20 protein-coding genes are annotated in these 16323 nt (G+C 68.0%); 5 read left to right on the top strand and 15 right to left on the bottom strand.

Annotation, left to right across the window (positions count from 1 at the left end):
* Positions 1-5: 5 nt before the first annotated feature.
* A complete protein-coding gene (locus tag OG474_RS31040; RefSeq protein ID WP_405057149.1) occupies positions 6-1427 on the bottom strand; it encodes an ATP-binding protein in 1422 nt (473 codons plus the stop codon).
* Between the two features lie 119 nt (positions 1428-1546).
* Between OG474_RS31040 and OG474_RS31035 the strand changes: the two genes are divergently transcribed.
* The gene (locus OG474_RS31035) at positions 1547-2698 is read left to right on the top strand and encodes an AAA family ATPase (RefSeq protein ID WP_405057148.1); all 1152 of its coding nucleotides are present in this window, start codon (positions 1547-1549) and stop codon (positions 2696-2698) included.
* 49 nt (positions 2699-2747) lie between these two features.
* On the opposite strand, the gene OG474_RS31030 is transcribed toward OG474_RS31035, so the two are convergent.
* From OG474_RS31030 to OG474_RS30995, 8 genes are all read right to left on the bottom strand, one after another.
* On the bottom strand, positions 2748-3320 hold the full coding sequence (locus tag OG474_RS31030; RefSeq protein ID WP_405057147.1) for a dihydrofolate reductase family protein: 573 nt from the start codon (positions 3318-3320) through the stop codon (positions 2748-2750).
* A 97-nt stretch (positions 3321-3417) separates the two neighbouring features.
* The gene (locus tag OG474_RS31025; protein ID WP_405057146.1) at positions 3418-3750 is read right to left on the bottom strand and encodes a Dabb family protein; all 333 of its coding nucleotides are present in this window, start codon (positions 3748-3750) and stop codon (positions 3418-3420) included.
* Between the two features lie 105 nt (positions 3751-3855).
* Positions 3856-4695: a hypothetical protein gene (locus OG474_RS31020; RefSeq protein ID WP_405057145.1), complete on the bottom strand. Its 840-nt coding sequence runs from the start codon at positions 4693-4695 to the stop codon at positions 3856-3858.
* Position 4696: 1 nt separating this feature from the next.
* Positions 4697-5425, bottom strand: a complete 729-nt coding sequence (locus tag OG474_RS31015; protein WP_405057144.1) for a CDP-alcohol phosphatidyltransferase family protein — start codon at positions 5423-5425, stop codon at positions 4697-4699.
* 171 nt (positions 5426-5596) lie between these two features.
* Positions 5597-6034 carry a nitroreductase family deazaflavin-dependent oxidoreductase gene (locus tag OG474_RS31010; RefSeq protein ID WP_405057143.1) on the bottom strand — a complete coding sequence of 146 codons (438 nt, stop codon included), beginning with the start codon at positions 6032-6034 and terminating at the stop codon, positions 5597-5599.
* Positions 6035-6084: 50 nt separating this feature from the next.
* Entirely contained in the window at positions 6085-6516 is a 432-nt protein-coding gene (locus OG474_RS31005; protein WP_405064632.1) for a hypothetical protein, read from the bottom strand.
* Between the two features lie 41 nt (positions 6517-6557).
* Positions 6558-7652: a PP2C family protein-serine/threonine phosphatase gene (locus OG474_RS31000; RefSeq protein WP_405057142.1), complete on the bottom strand. Its 1095-nt coding sequence runs from the start codon at positions 7650-7652 to the stop codon at positions 6558-6560.
* 62 nt (positions 7653-7714) lie between these two features.
* Entirely contained in the window at positions 7715-8539 is an 825-nt protein-coding gene (locus OG474_RS30995) for an Fpg/Nei family DNA glycosylase (protein WP_405057141.1), read from the bottom strand.
* Positions 8540-8549: 10 nt separating this feature from the next.
* Between OG474_RS30995 and OG474_RS30990 the strand changes: the two genes are divergently transcribed.
* Complete coding sequence (locus tag OG474_RS30990) at positions 8550-8765, top strand: hypothetical protein (RefSeq protein ID WP_405057140.1); 216 nt, start codon at positions 8550-8552, stop codon at positions 8763-8765.
* Here OG474_RS30990 and OG474_RS30985 read toward each other — a convergent pair.
* The 3 genes from OG474_RS30985 to OG474_RS30975 all read right to left on the bottom strand — a co-directional run bounded on the left by OG474_RS30985 (position 8732) and on the right by OG474_RS30975 (position 10953).
* Positions 8732-9196: a ribose-5-phosphate isomerase gene (locus OG474_RS30985; protein ID WP_405057139.1), complete on the bottom strand. Its 465-nt coding sequence runs from the start codon at positions 9194-9196 to the stop codon at positions 8732-8734. The two genes, OG474_RS30990 and OG474_RS30985, sit on opposite strands and share 34 nt — an antisense overlap.
* A 10-nt stretch (positions 9197-9206) precedes the next feature.
* On the bottom strand, positions 9207-10241 hold the full coding sequence (locus OG474_RS30980) for a hypothetical protein (RefSeq protein ID WP_405057138.1): 1035 nt from the start codon (positions 10239-10241) through the stop codon (positions 9207-9209).
* 115 nt (positions 10242-10356) lie between these two features.
* Positions 10357-10953: a DsbA family protein gene (locus OG474_RS30975; protein ID WP_405057137.1), complete on the bottom strand. Its 597-nt coding sequence runs from the start codon at positions 10951-10953 to the stop codon at positions 10357-10359.
* 111 nt (positions 10954-11064) lie between these two features.
* Between OG474_RS30975 and pepN the strand changes: the two genes are divergently transcribed.
* From pepN to OG474_RS30960, 3 genes are all read left to right on the top strand, one after another.
* Positions 11065-13635 (top strand): aminopeptidase N, encoded by a 2571-nt coding sequence (pepN, locus tag OG474_RS30970; RefSeq protein ID WP_405057136.1) that lies wholly within the window; start codon positions 11065-11067, stop codon positions 13633-13635.
* 38 nt (positions 13636-13673) lie between these two features.
* Positions 13674-14204: a hypothetical protein gene (locus tag OG474_RS30965; RefSeq protein ID WP_405057135.1), complete on the top strand. Its 531-nt coding sequence runs from the start codon at positions 13674-13676 to the stop codon at positions 14202-14204.
* A 228-nt stretch (positions 14205-14432) separates the two neighbouring features.
* The gene (locus OG474_RS30960) at positions 14433-15038 is read left to right on the top strand and encodes a hypothetical protein (protein ID WP_405057134.1); all 606 of its coding nucleotides are present in this window, start codon (positions 14433-14435) and stop codon (positions 15036-15038) included.
* Here the strand turns inward: OG474_RS30960 and OG474_RS30955 are convergent.
* The 3 genes from OG474_RS30955 to OG474_RS30945 are packed head-to-tail and all read right to left on the bottom strand — an operon-like array spanning position 15020 to position 16258.
* Positions 15020-15595, bottom strand: a complete 576-nt coding sequence (locus OG474_RS30955; protein ID WP_405057133.1) for a GNAT family N-acetyltransferase — start codon at positions 15593-15595, stop codon at positions 15020-15022. The genes OG474_RS30960 and OG474_RS30955 overlap by 19 nt on opposite strands.
* Entirely contained in the window at positions 15592-15990 is a 399-nt protein-coding gene (locus OG474_RS30950; RefSeq protein ID WP_405057132.1) for a DUF5130 family protein, read from the bottom strand. The genes OG474_RS30955 and OG474_RS30950 overlap by 4 nt, the downstream gene beginning before the upstream one ends.
* Positions 15977-16258 carry a hypothetical protein gene (locus tag OG474_RS30945; protein WP_405057131.1) on the bottom strand — a complete coding sequence of 94 codons (282 nt, stop codon included), beginning with the start codon at positions 16256-16258 and terminating at the stop codon, positions 15977-15979. The genes OG474_RS30950 and OG474_RS30945 overlap by 14 nt, the downstream gene beginning before the upstream one ends.
* Positions 16259-16323: the final 65 nt, after the last annotated feature.

The raw sequence follows: 16323 nt of genomic DNA, 5'->3' as shown, positions 1-16323 counted from the left end.
GACGCTCAGCCCCACGCGCTGAGTAGATCGTCCGGTGTGAAGACCTGGAGGCCGTCGACAGCGCACCCGCTGCGGCTGACCGCGATCAGCGGGGTGTCCTCGTCGGCGCCGGGGAGTTGGGCTCGATGGGTGATGAGGCTCGCGAGGTCGCGGGCGTCGAACGGCTTCTTCTCCAGCCACTTGGTCGATCCGACCATGGTGAGGTTGTCGGCGACCGGTGCGCGGTCCGCTCCGACGAGGTCGATCTCGGGGTTGTTGGTGCGGGTCCAGTAGCCGCCGATCACGTTGGTGTTCGCCGGCAGGCGGTCATCGGCGATCCGCCAGAGAGCCTCCCGGATCACGGGCTCGATGGCGCGTCCACGCCAGGATGTCCAGCCGCGCCGTACCGACTCCACCACGAGGTCGCCACGGCCGCGCTCGATCGTCGGGATCGCGGATCCGACGAAGCTGAGCCAGAAGCGCAGGTAGGAGTCGTCGACGCGGTAGCGGGTTTCCTTGCTCGGTTTCGTCGACAGGGGCCGCTCTGCCGCGACCACACGGCGGCTGGTGAGCTCCTCGAGAGAGCGCTGCAAGGACGTGGCATGCAGGCCACCGGCGGCCCGGCCGATAGAGCCGAAGGTTCGCTCACCACATCCGATGGCCTGCAACACCTTCTGGGGCTGGGCCGCGGCGGGGAACTCCGCCGACAGCACCCGCTCACCGCTGACGAGCAATGCCGAGGTCGGGCTTCGCAGCGCGTGGTCGAGGTAGTCCCAGAGCCCGGCGCCACGTGGCCATTCTTCGAGGATCAGCGGGAGTCCGCCGGTCACCAGGAAGGCGTCGAAGGCATCAGCGGCCGGTAGGTCGAGCATGGCGGCGACGTCGGCCGGGCTGAGCGGGGGCACGACCAGCTCCGTGCCGCGCTGATAGAACGGCCTGCCGTAGGTGTTGAGCCGCTCCATCATGGCGACGTCGGACCCGATCAGGATCAGGAGGACCGGGAGCTTCGACAGCGTCCGGTCGAACGCCTTCTGCAGCGCACCCTCAACGGTCTCGTCCTCGCGGACGAGATACGGCAGTTCGTCGATGACCACCACACTGGGGCGATCGGCCGGCAACGCGGCAGCCAGCACCCCGAACGCCGCATCCCACGTCTGCGGCTCGGCGAAGCCGGCTACCTGGGCGGCCTCGGGGAGCGACGAGACCGCGACCTCGTGGACGAACCCGCTCAGGTCGTTCGCCATCGATGAACCGACCGCGGTGAAGTACACATGCGGTACGTCGGCCCGCTCGAGGAACTCTTCGACCAGCCGCGACTTACCGACGCGGCGACGACCCCGGACCGAGACCGCCCGCCCGGGGCGGCCTACTCGCCCACCCTCACGGACAGCCGCCAGCAGTTGCTCGAGAACGCCGAGCTCAATCCGTCGCCCAACAAAACCGTCCACGAAACCCACCCGATCAAAGACTATCTCCCATAAGACTAACACCAAAGATAGTATCCTTCGTGATACTAATCAGTCCAGTCGAGCCGAGGAGTGTCTGCGGGGGTCTGTACGTTGGCGGGATGTTGACGACGTTGGCGGTGGAGAACTATCGGTCGTTGCGGCGGGTGGTGATGCCTCTGCGGGGGTTGAACGTGGTGACGGGGGCCAACGGGACGGGGAAGTCGAGTTTGTACCGCGCTCTGCGGTTGCTGGCTGATGCTTCGCGGAACGGGGCGGTGGCGGCGCTGGCCAAGGAGGGTGGGCTGGGGTCGACGTTGTGGGCGGGGCCGGAGTTCGTGCGGAAGGGCCGGGCGGCGCAGGGGACGACGCGGAGCGGGCCGGTGACGTTGCGGATGGGGTTCGCGTCGGACGACTACGGCTATCTGATGGATCTCGGGTTGCCGATCCCGACGGGCGGAATGTTCGGGCGGGATCCGGAGATCAAGCGGGAGGCGTTGTGGGCCGGGCCGTTCCTGCGGCCGGCGGCGTTGCTGGTTGAGCGGGGCAACAGTCAGGTGCGGATCCGGGCCGAGAGCGGTGGATGGGAGCGCGGCGGGCCGGAGCTGCAGACGTTCGACAGCATGCTGAGTCAGTTCGCGGATCCGCAGCGGGCGCCGGAGCTGTTGCAGGTGCGGGAGCGGATGCGGTCGTGGCGGTTCTACGACCATCTGCGGACCGATGCCGATGCGCCGGCGCGGCAGGCGCAGATCGGTACGCGGACGCCGGTGCTCGGGCCGGAGGGCGCCGACCTGGCTGCGGCGTTGCAGACGATCCTGGAGATCGGGCCGTCGGGCGCGGTGGCCGAGGCTGTCGATCAGGCGTTTCCGGGGAGCAGTGTCGAGATCCACGAGAACGCGGGCCGCTTCGAGATCGCCTTTCGGCAATACGGATTGCTGCGACCGCTACAAGGAGCAGAGCTGTCGGACGGAACGCTCAGGTATCTGCTCTGGGTGGCCGCGTTGCTGTCACCGCGACCGCCGGAGCTGCTGGTGCTCAACGAGCCCGAGACCAGCCTGCATCCGGATCTCTTGCCCGCGTTGGCGAATCTCGTCGTCACCGCGGCGAAGGAGACGCAGGTGATCGTGGTGACACACTCGCGGCCCTTCGAGGTCTCGATGGGTGCCTTGGTCGACGACCTGCACACCATCGAGCTGGTCAAGGAGCAGGGCGCCACCTCGATCGCCGGCCAGCGTCCGCTCGACGAGCCGCCCTGGCAGTGGCCCAAACGCTAGGGCCCAAACGCTAGGGCCCAAACGCTAGGGGCCACCACCCAGGCGGGGTTCAGCGGATGACGTCGTACACGAGCTTCTGGATGCCGTTCGAGTAGGAGGCCTGGTCGACGAGCTCGAGGCTCTGCTTGTCCTTGTCGCTCCCGCTGAACAGCCGCTTGCCGGCGCCGAGCAGGACCGGGAAGACCAGCAGGCTGTACTGGTCGATCAGCCCGGCGTCGGCGAGGTTCTGGTTCAGCGTCGAGCTGCCGTGGATGGTGATGGGCCCACCCTCGGTCTCCTTCAGCGCGGCGACGTCGTCCAGCGACCGCAGGATGGTGGTGTCACCCCAGTTGGTGGCGAGCTCGTCGTCCTTCAGGCTGGTCGAGACGACGTACTTCGGCATCGCGTTGTACTTCGGGAACTCGGGGTGGCTCGGCCAGGCCGCGGAGAACGCCTGGTAGCTGACCCGGCCGAGCATCATCGCGCTGGACTCTTCCTGCTCGCGTCCCTTGAGCTCGTAGGCCGCCTCGTCGAACTCGATGTCCTTGAAGGTCCAGCCGGAGTTCCGGTAGCCCGGCTCGCCACCGGGCGAGTCGACGACGCCGTCGAGGGACACGAACGCGGCGGTGATCAGAGTGCGCATGAGAGGTGCTCCTTCAAGTATTTGCTGCTGACATCACTGCGTCGACCAGCCTCTCCCGAATACGACACAGCCCGTCAGAAGCTCAGTGTGACCCCGGTCACACGCTCCCGAAAAGCTCGGCGTAGATCGCGGCGAGCTCGTCAGCGACGGCCGGATCCGCGTCGTCGACCAGGTCGAACCCGACCTCCCGCTCGATCAGCGGGCGCGCGAACTGCTCCCCCTCGTGCAGGGCCGGCGCAGCGAGGAGCTCCCGGAACCCGGCGACATCCTTGAGCACGAACTGCGCGGACATGTCGAAGTCCGCGCCGACATCGCGCCCCACCGCGCAGCTCTGCACGGCCGGCACCTCCGCCCCGATCCGCCGCATGCCGTCCGCAACGCGCTGCCGATCGGCCGCCGACACATCGTCCTTGAAGGCAAACCGAACCATGTGGTGAATCATCAGTCTTCGCTCCGTCATTGAGTTGGGTTCCTAACCCGACCCACACTGCCGCAGCACCAACGCTCCCCGCGTCGGTGAAAACTACGTAGTTGCCTACTTCACCGATTCGAAGCGGACCAGGATGACGGAGCCGGCGGCCGAGAGAGCGAAGCCGAGCAGAGCCAGCGGCCACCAGCCGGCGCGGACGGCGTCGGACAGTACGACGACGCCAACGACTGCCGGGGTGATGGTCTGGAGCGCGATCATCGGGGTGGTGGCGAGGGTGACCGAGCCGCGCTGGAGGGCCAGCGAGTAGAGGATGAAGGCCAGGGCACCACTCAAAGGCAGCGTGTACGCCGTGGGGCTGCGGAGCAGTTCGCCGATCGAACCGTCTTGCAGCAGACGCGCGGAGATCGCGACACCGGCGTACCCAAGTCCTGCAAGCATGCCCAGCATCGCGGTGGCGAGGCCGTGCTGGGAGCGACTGGCGAGCGCGCCGAGGACGGCGATCGCGATCAGACCGACGACGACTCCGATGGTCAGGCCGTGGTGCTGCACGTTCGGGCCGGCGTCGCCAGCCGACACCGCCAACAGGCCGAGCCCGACGACCACTCCGATCACCGCGGACCACTCCGCGAGGCTCAGATGATCCGACATCAACCGGGTGGCGAGCAGGGCGGTGACGACCAGGCTGACCGCGATCCCGGCCTGGGCCAGGTAGAGCGGCAGCAACCGAAGCGCGACGAAGTGCAGCCCGAAGCCGGCCAGCTGGAGCGCCAGCGCGCCGAGGAAGGTGGGCTGCCGCAGCAAGGCGACCACGAAGGCGCCGAAGCGTCGCGGGTCGAACTCGGACTCCGTCGGCACCTTGCGGGAGCCGACGGCCTGCAGGATCGACGCGATACCGAACAGGACGGCGGCGGCGAGGGCCGCACCGAGACCGAGACCGAGCGTCAAGTCAGCCGGCCTTGCGGCGCGGCACCCAGAACGTCAGGTACAGACTGAGCGCCCCGTAGTACAGCAGGTAGGCCAGCGAGATCGCGACCACGATCGGGTTCGGGTTCGGCATCTGGGCCAGCAGGACGGCGTACGACGCCATCCAGATCGCGGTCGTGAGCAGGTTCAGCGACCGGAACACCTTGGTCCGCGACGGGTAGACGTACTTGACCGGGACGAAGACCAGGATCGAGCAGATCACCAGGATCAGGCCGGTGGTGGTCGGGCTGAGGCCGAGGATCACCACGTAGAAGGCGACCACGTTCCAGTAGCTCGGGAACCCGAGGAAGAAGTGGTCGTCGGTCTTCGCGTCGGTGCGGCAGAACTGGTAGCTCGACGCGAGCAACGGCAGGGCGGCCAGTACGGCGCCCCAGCCGCCGCCGGGCAGGTAGTGCCCGGTCCACAGCAGCACGATCGGCGCGAACGCATACGTCAGGTAGTCGACGATGTTGTCGAGCATCGCGCCGTCGAACCACGGGATCGTCTCCTTGACCCGCAGCCGGCGCGCGAGCATCCCGTCGGTGCCGTCGATGAAGAGCGCGGCCAGCCCGAGCCAGAGGGCCCGGACGGCGTCGCCGTCGATCGCCGCGATGACGATCAGCAGCGCGAGCACGGTTCCGCTCGCGGTATAGGCGTGCAGCGCGAATCCGGCCAGACGCAACCGCGTCGACCCGACGAACGGCTCCCGCACCGCGTCGTGTGTGGTCAGGACGACTCCCAGAATTCGGACGGCCCAAAAGTCGGCGCAGTGCGCCGGACCGGGTCGATACGACCCGGCCGCCGCCAGCGTCTCACAGTGCAGGTCCTGACCTTGTCACCGGCTGTGCACACACGCCGGTGACCACCCGGTGAACGCGGTGAACTACGCGACCGGCTCGAGCAGGAACAGCGGGATCTTCCGGTCGGTCTTGGTCTGGTACTCCTCGTACGGCGGGTAGGCGGCGACCGAGCGCACCCACCACTCGTCGTACTCCGCGCCCTCGATCTCGCGGGCCACGTAGTCCTTGGCGACGTCACCGTCGAGCAGGTTCACGTTCGGGTCGGCCTTGAGGTTGTAGTACCAGACCGGGTTCTTCGGGGCGCCGCCGAGCGAGGCGACCGCGGCGTACACACCGTCGTGCTCGACCCGCATCACCGGGGTCTTGCGGATCTTGCCGGACTTGGCGCCGGTCATCGTCAGCACGACGACCTTGAGGCCCATCACGTCGGCGACGTCGGTGCTGCCGGCCTCGAGGATCTGCTCGACGTGGCCGCGCGCGAAGTCTGAGGTGCTCGGGACGTATTCGTCATTGGTGGTCATAGCACCCATGCTAATGGTGACACATCAACATCCACAATCACGGTACGACGTCAGGGCGCACACGACTGTAGTTGCGTCGCCGTGGCGATCGTCGCCTCGATCCAGCGGCGGCGCAGGAAATGCGCCTTCAGCAGGCGGTGCACGCCGTCCAGCACGACCAGGCGGCCGCGGTAGGCGACCAGATTGATCGGGAAGTCGAGGTCCGCGTCCATCACCCGCTGGTAGTGCGGGCGGTAGTTCATCGGCGTCTCGGCGACCTGGTTCGGCGTCACCTTGAAGCGTTCCCCGTCGAGCTGCCACAGCGGCAGCTCGAACATCCAGACCAGGTCGGCGACCTCGACCGGCTCGACCTTGAGGTCGAGGGCCCACAGCTTCTCGAGCTGCCACCTGGCCGGCGGGAAGGCCTCCCGCAGCTCGTCCGGCATCATCGCGACCAGGTCGTCGAACGAGACGTCCGGCGCACTCCGATCAGCAGCATCCATCACGACGGAGCAGGCTACGCCATACCGGGCCCGAAACCGGGCTAGGAGTGCTCGAGGCGGTGGATGATCACGATCGCCGAGTCGTCGCCCGGTCCGCCGGCCGCGGCGACCAGCTCGGCCGCACCGCCCTGGAAGCCCTGTGCCACCAGGCGTTCCGCGGCTCCGGCGAGCCGGTCGGTACCGCGCCCGATGTCTCGGCGCGGCGTCTCGACCATGCCGTCGCTGTAGAGGAACAGCGCGTCGCCCGGCTTCAGTACGCCGTGGTTCGGCGCGAACTCCGGCGTCTCCATCAACCCGAGCAACGGCCCGTCCGCATCCCGGGTCCCCCACCGCCCCGACCACGCGTCGAACTGGATCGCCGGCGGATGCCCGGCCGTCCGGACACAGAACTCCCCGGACCCCAGTTGGACCGCGACATGGACGACGGTCGCGAAGTCGTCCTCCCAGTTCTGCCGCCGCAGATACCGATTGGCCGCCGGCAGGAAGTCCTCGACCGGTACGACGCCGAGCAGCCCGCCGAACGCACCGGACAGCAGCAGGGCCCGGGTCCCGGCGTCGACGCCCTTGCCCGAGACGTCGACCAGAGCGACCTCGAGAACGTTGTCACGTTCGGTCGAGACCACGAAGTCTCCGGAGAACTTCGACTTGCCTGCCGAGCGGATCGCCACCTCGGCCCGCCAGCCGCCCGGCAGCGGCGGCAGCTCGCCCTGGGCGGTCAACGTGTCGCGCAGCTCCATCAGCATCGACTCGCCGCGCGTGCCCGGCACCCCGAGCTGGTTGCGAACCTTCGCACCCGCGATGACGATCCAGCCGATCGTGCCGAGTACCAGCACGAACCCGGTCGTCGGTGTCGGTTGCTGCCGCGCGACGAGCACGAACGACGCGATCATCAAGGTCAGCAACGTGAGCACAACCAGTTGCCGGAAGCCCAGCACAAGCCCACCCAGCAGCAGCGGTATGACGACGCCGGAGGTCGGAACATACGTCGGCCAGGCCGCACTTGCCGACGCGATCAGGATGGTCAGCGACAGCAACGCGACTGCTGCCAGCGGGTGCAAACGACGGGCGCGTCTGACCAACGCGACGACCAGGCGGCCGACTCGTCGTATTACAGCGCGTCCGCCGCTTCTGATCATGCTGTGAAGAAGATAACGGCACTCATAGGTCCGTGCACCAAAAAACTTGATAACTGTTCAGACTATCTGCGGGTGAGGCCGGTGCGCTGGCACTTGGGGCACCAGAAAAGGTTGCGCTGGGCCAGGATCTCGGTGCGGATCACCGAGTGGCAGACATGGCAGCGCTGGCCCTGCCGGCGGTAGACGTAGACCTCGCCACCGTGGTCGTCCTGACGTGGGTCGCGGCCCATCGCCTCCGGAGTGTGGTCGTCGGCAACGGTGTCGATCCGGCCGGTCTCGACGCCGTACTTCATCAGCTCGAGCAGGTCGTCCCACATGCCTTGCCACTCACGCTTCTTGACCACCTGGCCGCGGGTCAGCGGGTGCAGCTTGGCGCGGAACAGCACCTCGGCGCGGTAGACGTTGCCGACACCGCTCAGCACCTCCTGGTCCATCAGCAGTTGCCCGATCGGCAGCTTGCTGCGATGGATCCGCTTCCACGCGAGCTCCGGGTCGGCGTCATCGCGCAGTGGGTCCGGACCGAGCCGTCCGATCAGCACCTCGCGTTCGCCGTCGGTCATCACCTCGCAGACGGTCGCACCGCGCAGATCGGCGTACGCCGTCTCGTTCTGAAGCCGCAGGCGAACCTGTCCGACCGGTAGCGGCACCGGCGCCGTACCGAAGCCGACCTTGCCGATCAGACCGAGGTGGATGTGCAGCCAGCCCGCTCCCTCGAAGTCGGCGAGGAAGTGCTTGCCGTGGGCCTCGGTGTGCCGCAGTACGCGACCGTCGAGCAGTGCGGCACCGTCGACGAACCGCCCCTGCGGACTGCTCGCTCGGACCGGCCGACCGCCGAACGCATCCCAGACGTCGTTCGCCAGCCGGTGCAGAGTGTGGCCTTCAGGCATGATTCCTCTTATGGGGATTGCAGGTGGTACGCCGAAAGGCCGGTCCGGACCGTCCACACCGGCCGTGGTGGGCGTCGGCCGGTCGATGCGGGCCCGCGACGTCTCCCGGCCGCGTGAGCCGTTCAAACGCCGCGGAGCACAGCCGCCGGAGAATCGGCCGCCGGCAGCGCCCGCCAACGATCAGACCGGCGATCAGACCGGCGGGAGCTCGCCCGTCGACTCGTAGGCACTCACCATGTCGAGCCGGCGGGTGTGCCGCTCCTCGCCGGAGTAGTCGGTGGCCAGGAACGTCTCCACGAACCCGGTCGCCTCTTCGGTCGAGTGCATCCGCGCCCCGACACTGATGACGTTCGCGTTGTTGTGCTCGCGCCCCAGCTTGGCGGTGTCGGTGCTCCAGGCCAGTACCGCCCGGACACCCTTCACCTTGTTCGCCGCGATCTGCTCCCCGTTGCCGGAGCCACCGATCACGATGCCCAGGCTGCCCGGGTCGCCGACGACCCCGACACCGGCACGCAGACAGTACGGCGGGTAGTCGTCCACCGCGTCGTACACGGCCGGACCGTGGTCGACGACGTCGTGTCCGGCAGCAGTGAGGTGCTGCACCAGGTGATTCTTGAGCTCGAAGCCGGCATGGTCAGAGCCGATGTGCACTCGCATGGACTGCAATCTACTGATACACCGGAACGCCAGGCAGCTTGGGTGCACCCGACCCGACGTACACGGTGGTCACATAGCCGCCGTACTTGGGCAGATAGGCCCACCAGTCGCTGGAGCGCGGCGGTGCGTCGATGAGCTCGCCCTGCTTCTGCCCACTGACCAGAACCTCGACTCCGGCCGGCAGCATGCCCAGCACTCCGCAGGAGGTGTTCGGAGCCGTCCGGACCCGCACTCCCTCGCCGGTGGTGACCAGCCAGCTCCCACTGGTCCGCACTCCACCCGGAACGATCAGCGACCGGGTCAGCCGGGTCACATCGGTGTACGCCTTCCCGTACCGCGTGCCGCGCGGATGCAACGTGTAGACGGACACGATGCACCGGTCGTCCTTCCCGACGGTCCCGGTGGTGTGCAGTGCGTCACTGACCAGATCCAGGGTATCCACCGGCTTAGACCGGTCGCTTCCGTAGCCGCTCGAACCGAAGAATCCGGACCAGCCCTGCTTGATGCTGAAATCAGGATCGAAGACGGACGCGATCCCGAAGTACTGGTCGAAGCCGTCGGTTCCGTACCGCGTCGGCTCGTGCAGCAGGTCCATCACGTAGCGGCGGACCGGCGACGGTGCGTGATCGAGTATGTATCGATAGATCCGGACCGTGTCGGCGGCGGTGATCGCCACGTAGCCCCAGAACCCCGGGTGCGTGGCCGGCGGGCCGTCCGTGTGCGTCAGGCCCAGCCGCCGCACCATCCGCTCGACGATGGCCGCGCCCCCGTTGTGGTCCCAGTAGTGACTCGCCGCGTCGTCGTCGCTACTGCGCAGCATCACCTCGAGCCGGGCCCGGTCCGCGGGCTCGACGGTGTACGTCGGGCCGCGGTCCCAGAGCAGGTCGAGGACGATCAGCAGCTTCACCACCGAGGCGGAGCGAAACCGGTGATCGGCGTTGGACTGCTGCACGAACAGCCCGGCCTGGCGGTCGAACACGGCGATACCGGCGGTCACACCGGCGGGGACGACATCGAGCTCGGTGCGCTCGTCACGTAACGTCATGTGATACCTACTCACCACTTGAAGAATTCCCGTTGGTGAGCAACCTTCACCGCCAGGGCACGCTCAGTTCAAGCCTTGAACCACAGACCGAATCATCTTTTCGGGCACCGGGCAATCATTCGAAGATCGGCTCGCGGTCACGGCTGCGCTTGATTTCGAAGAAGCCGTCGGTGCCGGCGACGAGCAGGACGCCGTCCCAGAGCTTGCCCGCGGCCTCACCTTTCGGCGCAGGTGTAACAACCGGCCCGAAGAACGCGGTGCCCGCGACCGAGATGACCGGCGTACCGACCTCCATCCCGACCTGGTCCATCCCGGCGTGGTGCGACTTGCGCAGCGCCTCGTCGTACCGGTCGTCGCCGAAGGCTTCGAGCAGCGAGGCCGGCAGACCGGCCTCGGTCAGCGCCTCGGGCAGGATCTGCTCGTCCTTGGTGCCGCGACCCTCGTTGTGGATCCGGCGGCCGAGCGCGGTGTACAGCGGCAGCAGCACCTCGTTGCCGTGCGCCTGCTCGGCGGCGATCAGCACCCGGACATAGCCGAGTTTGCGGTGCCAGTTGGCGTCGTGAACGTCTCGTTCTTCGTTCAGGACGGCGAGGCTCATCACGTGCCAGGTCGTCGTCACGTCGCGGACCTGCTCGACCTCGAGCATCCAGCGGGACGTCATCCAGGCCCAGGGGCAGGCCGGGTCGAACCAGAAATCGGCGGAGGCAGTCATGTTCTCGATCATACAAAATTGAAAGAACAGAGGTACCGGCTTGGTATCCATCGATGGATGTCGCGGGGAAACCCGCATCCAAGGCGGCGGTCAGGTGCATAGGATGCCGATATGCCTGGAACCAACCTGACGCGCGATGAGGCGCGTACCCGTGCCGGTGTGGTCAGCGATGTCAGCTACGCCATCGAGCTGGATCTGACCAACGCCCCGAGTGGAACGCCGACGTATCCGTCCGTGACCACGCTCACCTTCACGGCCACCGACGGCGCGAGCACGTTCGCCGATCTGATCGCGGACAAGGTCCGCGAGATCACGCTGAACGGCCGGTCGCTCGACCCCGACACGGTGTACGACGGCGCCCGCATCCAGCTGGACGGTCTGGCCGCCGGCAACGTTCTGCGCGTGGTCGCGGACTGTCTGTACTCGCGCACCGGTGAGGGACTGCACCGCTCGGTCGACCCGGCCGACAAGGAGACCTACCTCTACACGCAGTTCGAGGTGCCGGACGCCCGCCGGGTGTTCACCACCTTCGAGCAGCCGGACCTCAAGGCCGCTTTCACTTTCACCGTCTCCGCGCCGGCCCGCTGGGTCGTCATCTCGAACTCCCCCACGCCCGAGCCGACGACGTTCGCCGGTCCGAGCGGCGAGGAGTTCGCGCGCTGGGAGTTCGCGCCGACCGAGCGGATGTCGACGTACATCACCGCTGTGGTGGCCGGTCCGTACCACGTGGTGACCGACTCCTACGAGGGTCCGAACGGGACGTACCCGCTGTCGCTGCTCTGCCGTCCGTCGCTCAAGGACGCGCTGGACGCCGATGACCTGTTCGAGGTCACCAAGCAGGGCTTCGAGCTGTTCGAGAAGGCCTTCGGGGTTCCGTACCCGTTCCACAAGTACGACCAGGCGTTCGTGCCGGAGTACAACATGGGCGCGATGGAGAACGCCGGCTGTGTGACGATCCGGGACGAGTACATCTACCGCAGCCGCACCACGCACGCGGAGCTCGAGAGCCGCGCCAACACCGTGCTGCACGAGCTGGCGCACATGTGGTTCGGCGACCTGGTCACGATGACCTGGTGGGACGACCTGTGGCTGAACGAGTCCTTCGCCGAGTGGGCCTCGCACTGGGCGCAGGCGACGGCCACCACGAAGTACGCCGGTGCCTGGACGACGTTCTGCAACGCCCGGAAGAACTGGGCCTACCGGCAGGACCAGCTGCCCTCTACGCACCCGATCGCGGCCGACATGGTCGACTTCCACGCGGTCGAGGTGAACTTCGACGGCATCACCTACGCCAAGGGCGCATCCACGCTGCGGCAGCTGGTGGCGTTCGTCGGTGAGGACACCTTCATCACCGCACTGAAGGAGTACTTCGCCGATCACGCGTTCGGCAACACCGAGCTGACCGATCTGCTCAAGCCGCTCGAGAAGGCCTCCGGCCGCGACCTCGACGACTGGACCGAGCGCTGGCTGCGCACCGCTGGTGTGAACACGCTGCGGGCGGACTTCGCGGTGGACACCGACGGCAAGTTCACGTCGTTCGCGATAGAGCAGACTGCGATCGAGGCGTTCCCTGTACTGCGTCCGCACCGGCTGGCCGTCGGCCTGTACAGCCGGACCGACGAGGGCCTGGTCCGCACGGACCGGTTCGAGGTGGACATCGACGGCGCCCGGACCGAGCTGTCCGAGCTTGTCGGCGCGACGCAGCCGGATCTCGTGCTGCTGAACGACGACGACCTCACCTACGCGAAGATCCGGCTGGACGAGCGCTCCCGCGCCACTCTGGTCGAGTCGATCGACCAGCTGTCCGAGTCGCTGCCGCGTGCGCTCGCCTGGGGTGCGGCCTGGGACATGACCCGGGACGCCGAGATGCCGGCCAGCCAGTACGTCGACATGGTGCTGCGCGGGATCCGCACCGAGAGCGACCTGACCGGTGTGCGCTCGCTGCTGTCCCAGGTAACCAGTGCGATCAACCTGTACGCGGCTCCGGAGAAGCGGACCGCGCTGCGGGGCCAGTTCGAGGAGGCGCTCGCGAGCCTGGTCGATGGTGCCGAGGCGGGTAGCGACCACCAGCTCGCCTTCGTTCGGGCCTACACCAGTGCGGTCTTCTCCGACGCCGGTGCGGATCGGCTGGCCGCGTGGCTGGACGGGCGCGAGCTGCCCGCCGATCTGGCCGTCGACACCGACCTGCGCTGGACTCTGATCGTCGCACTCGCCCGGCTGGGCCGGATCGGTGCCGACGAGATCGAGGACGAGCTCACCCGCGACACCACCATCACCGGTGGCGAGCGGGCCGCTCAGGCCCGCGCGGCGCGGCCGACGGCGGAGGCCAAGGAAGAGGCCTGGCAGATCGCGGTCGAGTCCGGGGACACCCCGAACGAGACGCAGTTCCGGACCATCCTCGGCTTCCAGCAGCCCGGCCAGGAGGACCTGCTCCGCCCGTACGTCGAGAAGTACCTGACCGCGGCCAAGGACGTCTACACCCGGCTCGGTTCGTCGATGGGCGAGAACGTGCTGGTTTACCTGTCCCCGCGCAACCTGGCGGAGCAGCCGGCCCTGGACGCTCTCACCGACTGGCTGGCCGCGGAGTCGACGACCGTCGACGCCCCGACCCGCCGCTACGTCTCCGAGGCCCAGGCCGACCTGACCCGCGCCATCGCCGCACAGGTCCGCGACGCAAGCTAGGGCGACAAGCTGCACCCGGCCGGGGTAGAACAGAGCAGATGCCTGCTTCTGACCCCGCCCTGGCCGGTGCAGCCGCTGTAGCGCTGACTGGACTCGCTGAGGCGTACCGCCCACGTCCTGTCACCCCACTACTCCCCTGGCGTGATCCACATCGGCTGGTGAAGCCGTACATCGTCACGGCGCGCGGTCGGCAGTGGGACGACCAGATGGTCGGATTCGCTCGCACCGCAGCGAGCAGGCAGCTCGACTTCGATGATGCGATGGGTTCAGTCGGCCTGGCGGTCGCCGTACTGCATCTGAGCGACGACGGCGCCTACCTGGTGGTGCACAGCTGGACGAAGGACTACCAGTCCCGGCTGAGCAGGTTCAGCGGTCTCGACGTGGACGACCTGCGTCCGGTGCCCACCGGCGTCGCGCCTTCCGTGTGGGAGTTGGAGGTCCTCGGCCACGAACAGACGGCGTACGTCACGCACATTCTGAGCGGTGGCGTCGATGTGGACGCCTGGCTGGAGGACGCGCTCGACACACGCCCGCAGCCGAACCCCAACGGGATCCCTAGCGGCACCTGACATCGTCGTCCCCACCATCGCCCCAACCATCGCCCGCGGACCCGGACAGTGGTAGCGCGAACGCGACCCGTAGCCATCAAACGATTGCTGGTCGGCACACGGTGAACAGGCATGCGCGGACTGCGATTCCCTTGTCCAGAAGGAGATTCTCGCCACCTGAAGAACACTCATTTCCGGCCGGGATCGGTTTAGGCTCACGCACAGAGACCTGGGGAGGGGTCCTTTACCGTGACATCACATCGCCGGAAGCGACAGCCGCAGCGTTCGCGCAGCGCGGTCGGTGCCGCCATTGTGGCGACCGCCGCGATCGCCACCGTGTCCGCCTTCATCCTGACCAAGGGCGGATCCGAGCCCACGGGCGACGACACCGTCCGGGCGGCCGCCGTACCGGACAGCCCGGCGTCCACGCCGACGCCGAGCGCGCACCCGTCGGTCGCGTCGAAGGCCGATCGGAAGCCGCCGGCCAGTCGGTCGGCCGCGAAGCCGACAACCACGGCACCCGCTGACACCGGTCCGTCCTCACCCACCTTCAAGAACGGGCAGTGGATCGCGGTGCTCGAGAGGTACACCTCCGACAGCGGACTGGACGCGGGAGGGGCGGCGAAGGCCACAGCGGCCAAGATCGCCGCCGCAGGCGTCCCTGCGAAGGCCATGCTGGTCGACGGCCAGTACCCAGGCATTGCCAACAGCTCAGGCGAGGCGCTGCTCGGCACCTGGATCGTTTACCTCGGCCCCGGGGTGTCATCCGCCGAGATGCTCAACCTGTGCGCGGCGCCGCGGACGCAGCGCGCCTACAGCAGCCCGGCCTGCCCGACCTACGAACCAGCAGGCTGATCGGTCGCCAGCCGCGCGTGCAGGTGGGAGTCGTGCCGCTTGCCGCTCAGCTCGACGTAGTAGTCGCGCATGACGCCTTCGAGCTGGAAGCCTGCCCGGACGGCGACCCGGCAGGACCCCTCGTTGATCAGTGAATGGTCGAGGGAGATGCGGTGCAGCCCCAGACCGTCCGGTTCGAAGGCCCAGCGGGCCGCTGCGTCCAGCGCCCGAGCTCCGAGCGCTCGGCCCCGGGCAGCCGGGTGGACCCAGTACGCGGCGACAGCCTGGTCCGGGATCCGGTGCACATCCCGCAGGGCGACATTGCCGACCACTCGATCAGTCACCCGGTCCGCTACGGCAAACACTGCGTTGCCGTGCGCCCAGGCGTTCAGGCGCGGCTCCAGCCAGCGCTGGGCCCGCTGATCCGCCGGGGAGCCGATCACCGCACCCCCCGCGGTCCAGCGCAGGACACCAGGGTCCCGCAGCGCTTCAGCCACCGCCTCCTCGTCGGAGGGAACGAACGGACGCAGTACGAAGTCGTCCAGCTCCAGGCGCTGCGGCTGAAGGGCCCGGGTCACTGCTTGTGCGGCTCGTTGGCGTGCAGCAGGGGTGCCTGGTGCGCGTTCGAGCCCAGCTGCTGTACGCCGGTCACCAGACCGCCGGTGAGGTCACCGGTGGCGAACGACGTCTGCATCGTCAGCGCCGCCAGCCCGGCCGCGGTGTCCGACAGCTGCCGCTTGGCCTGCTCGCCGGTGACGATCTCCAGCCGGCGGCCGGCGGGATCGACGTACACCAGGACGGTGTGGTCCGGGTCCTCGAGCTCGTTCAGCAGCTCGATGGCGAACGGACGGGTCTCGGAGTCCGCACCGCCGACGTACACGGAGAAGTGCAGGCCGGACGCCTCCTCGGCGTGCCGGACCGCGCGCTCGATGTCGTAGAGCTGGTCGGGCGTGAACGCGTCACCAACTGGCACTTGCGCCTCCGGTCGAACGGGCGACGCCGGCACCGGCGGTCGCGAGGGTCCCCGGCGCGGCGGGCAGCTCGGGCAGGTTGGCAGGGTCGGGCTTCGTCGCGGTCGGTCCGTTGATCCAGACCGGCGGCGCCCACCAGGACAACCCCGGCCGGTACCGCGGCCCGCTCGCGATCGACGACGCGAACACCAGCAGCGCCAGCACCGCGACCACCAACAGAGGAATGCCGACGAACACCAAGACCGTGTGGCCGGACAGCTCAGCAATCACACCCGCAGCCTAGTACTCCACCGGCCGTGCCCGTCCCGGGGCCTCACCCGGGACGGGCGCGAGTC

The organism is Kribbella sp. NBC_01505 (assembly GCF_045040285.1).
Classification (GTDB): domain Bacteria; phylum Actinomycetota; class Actinomycetes; order Propionibacteriales; family Kribbellaceae; genus Kribbella.
Note: the sequence above shows the minus strand (reverse complement) of the source record. Positions and strands in the feature narration are given on the sequence as shown.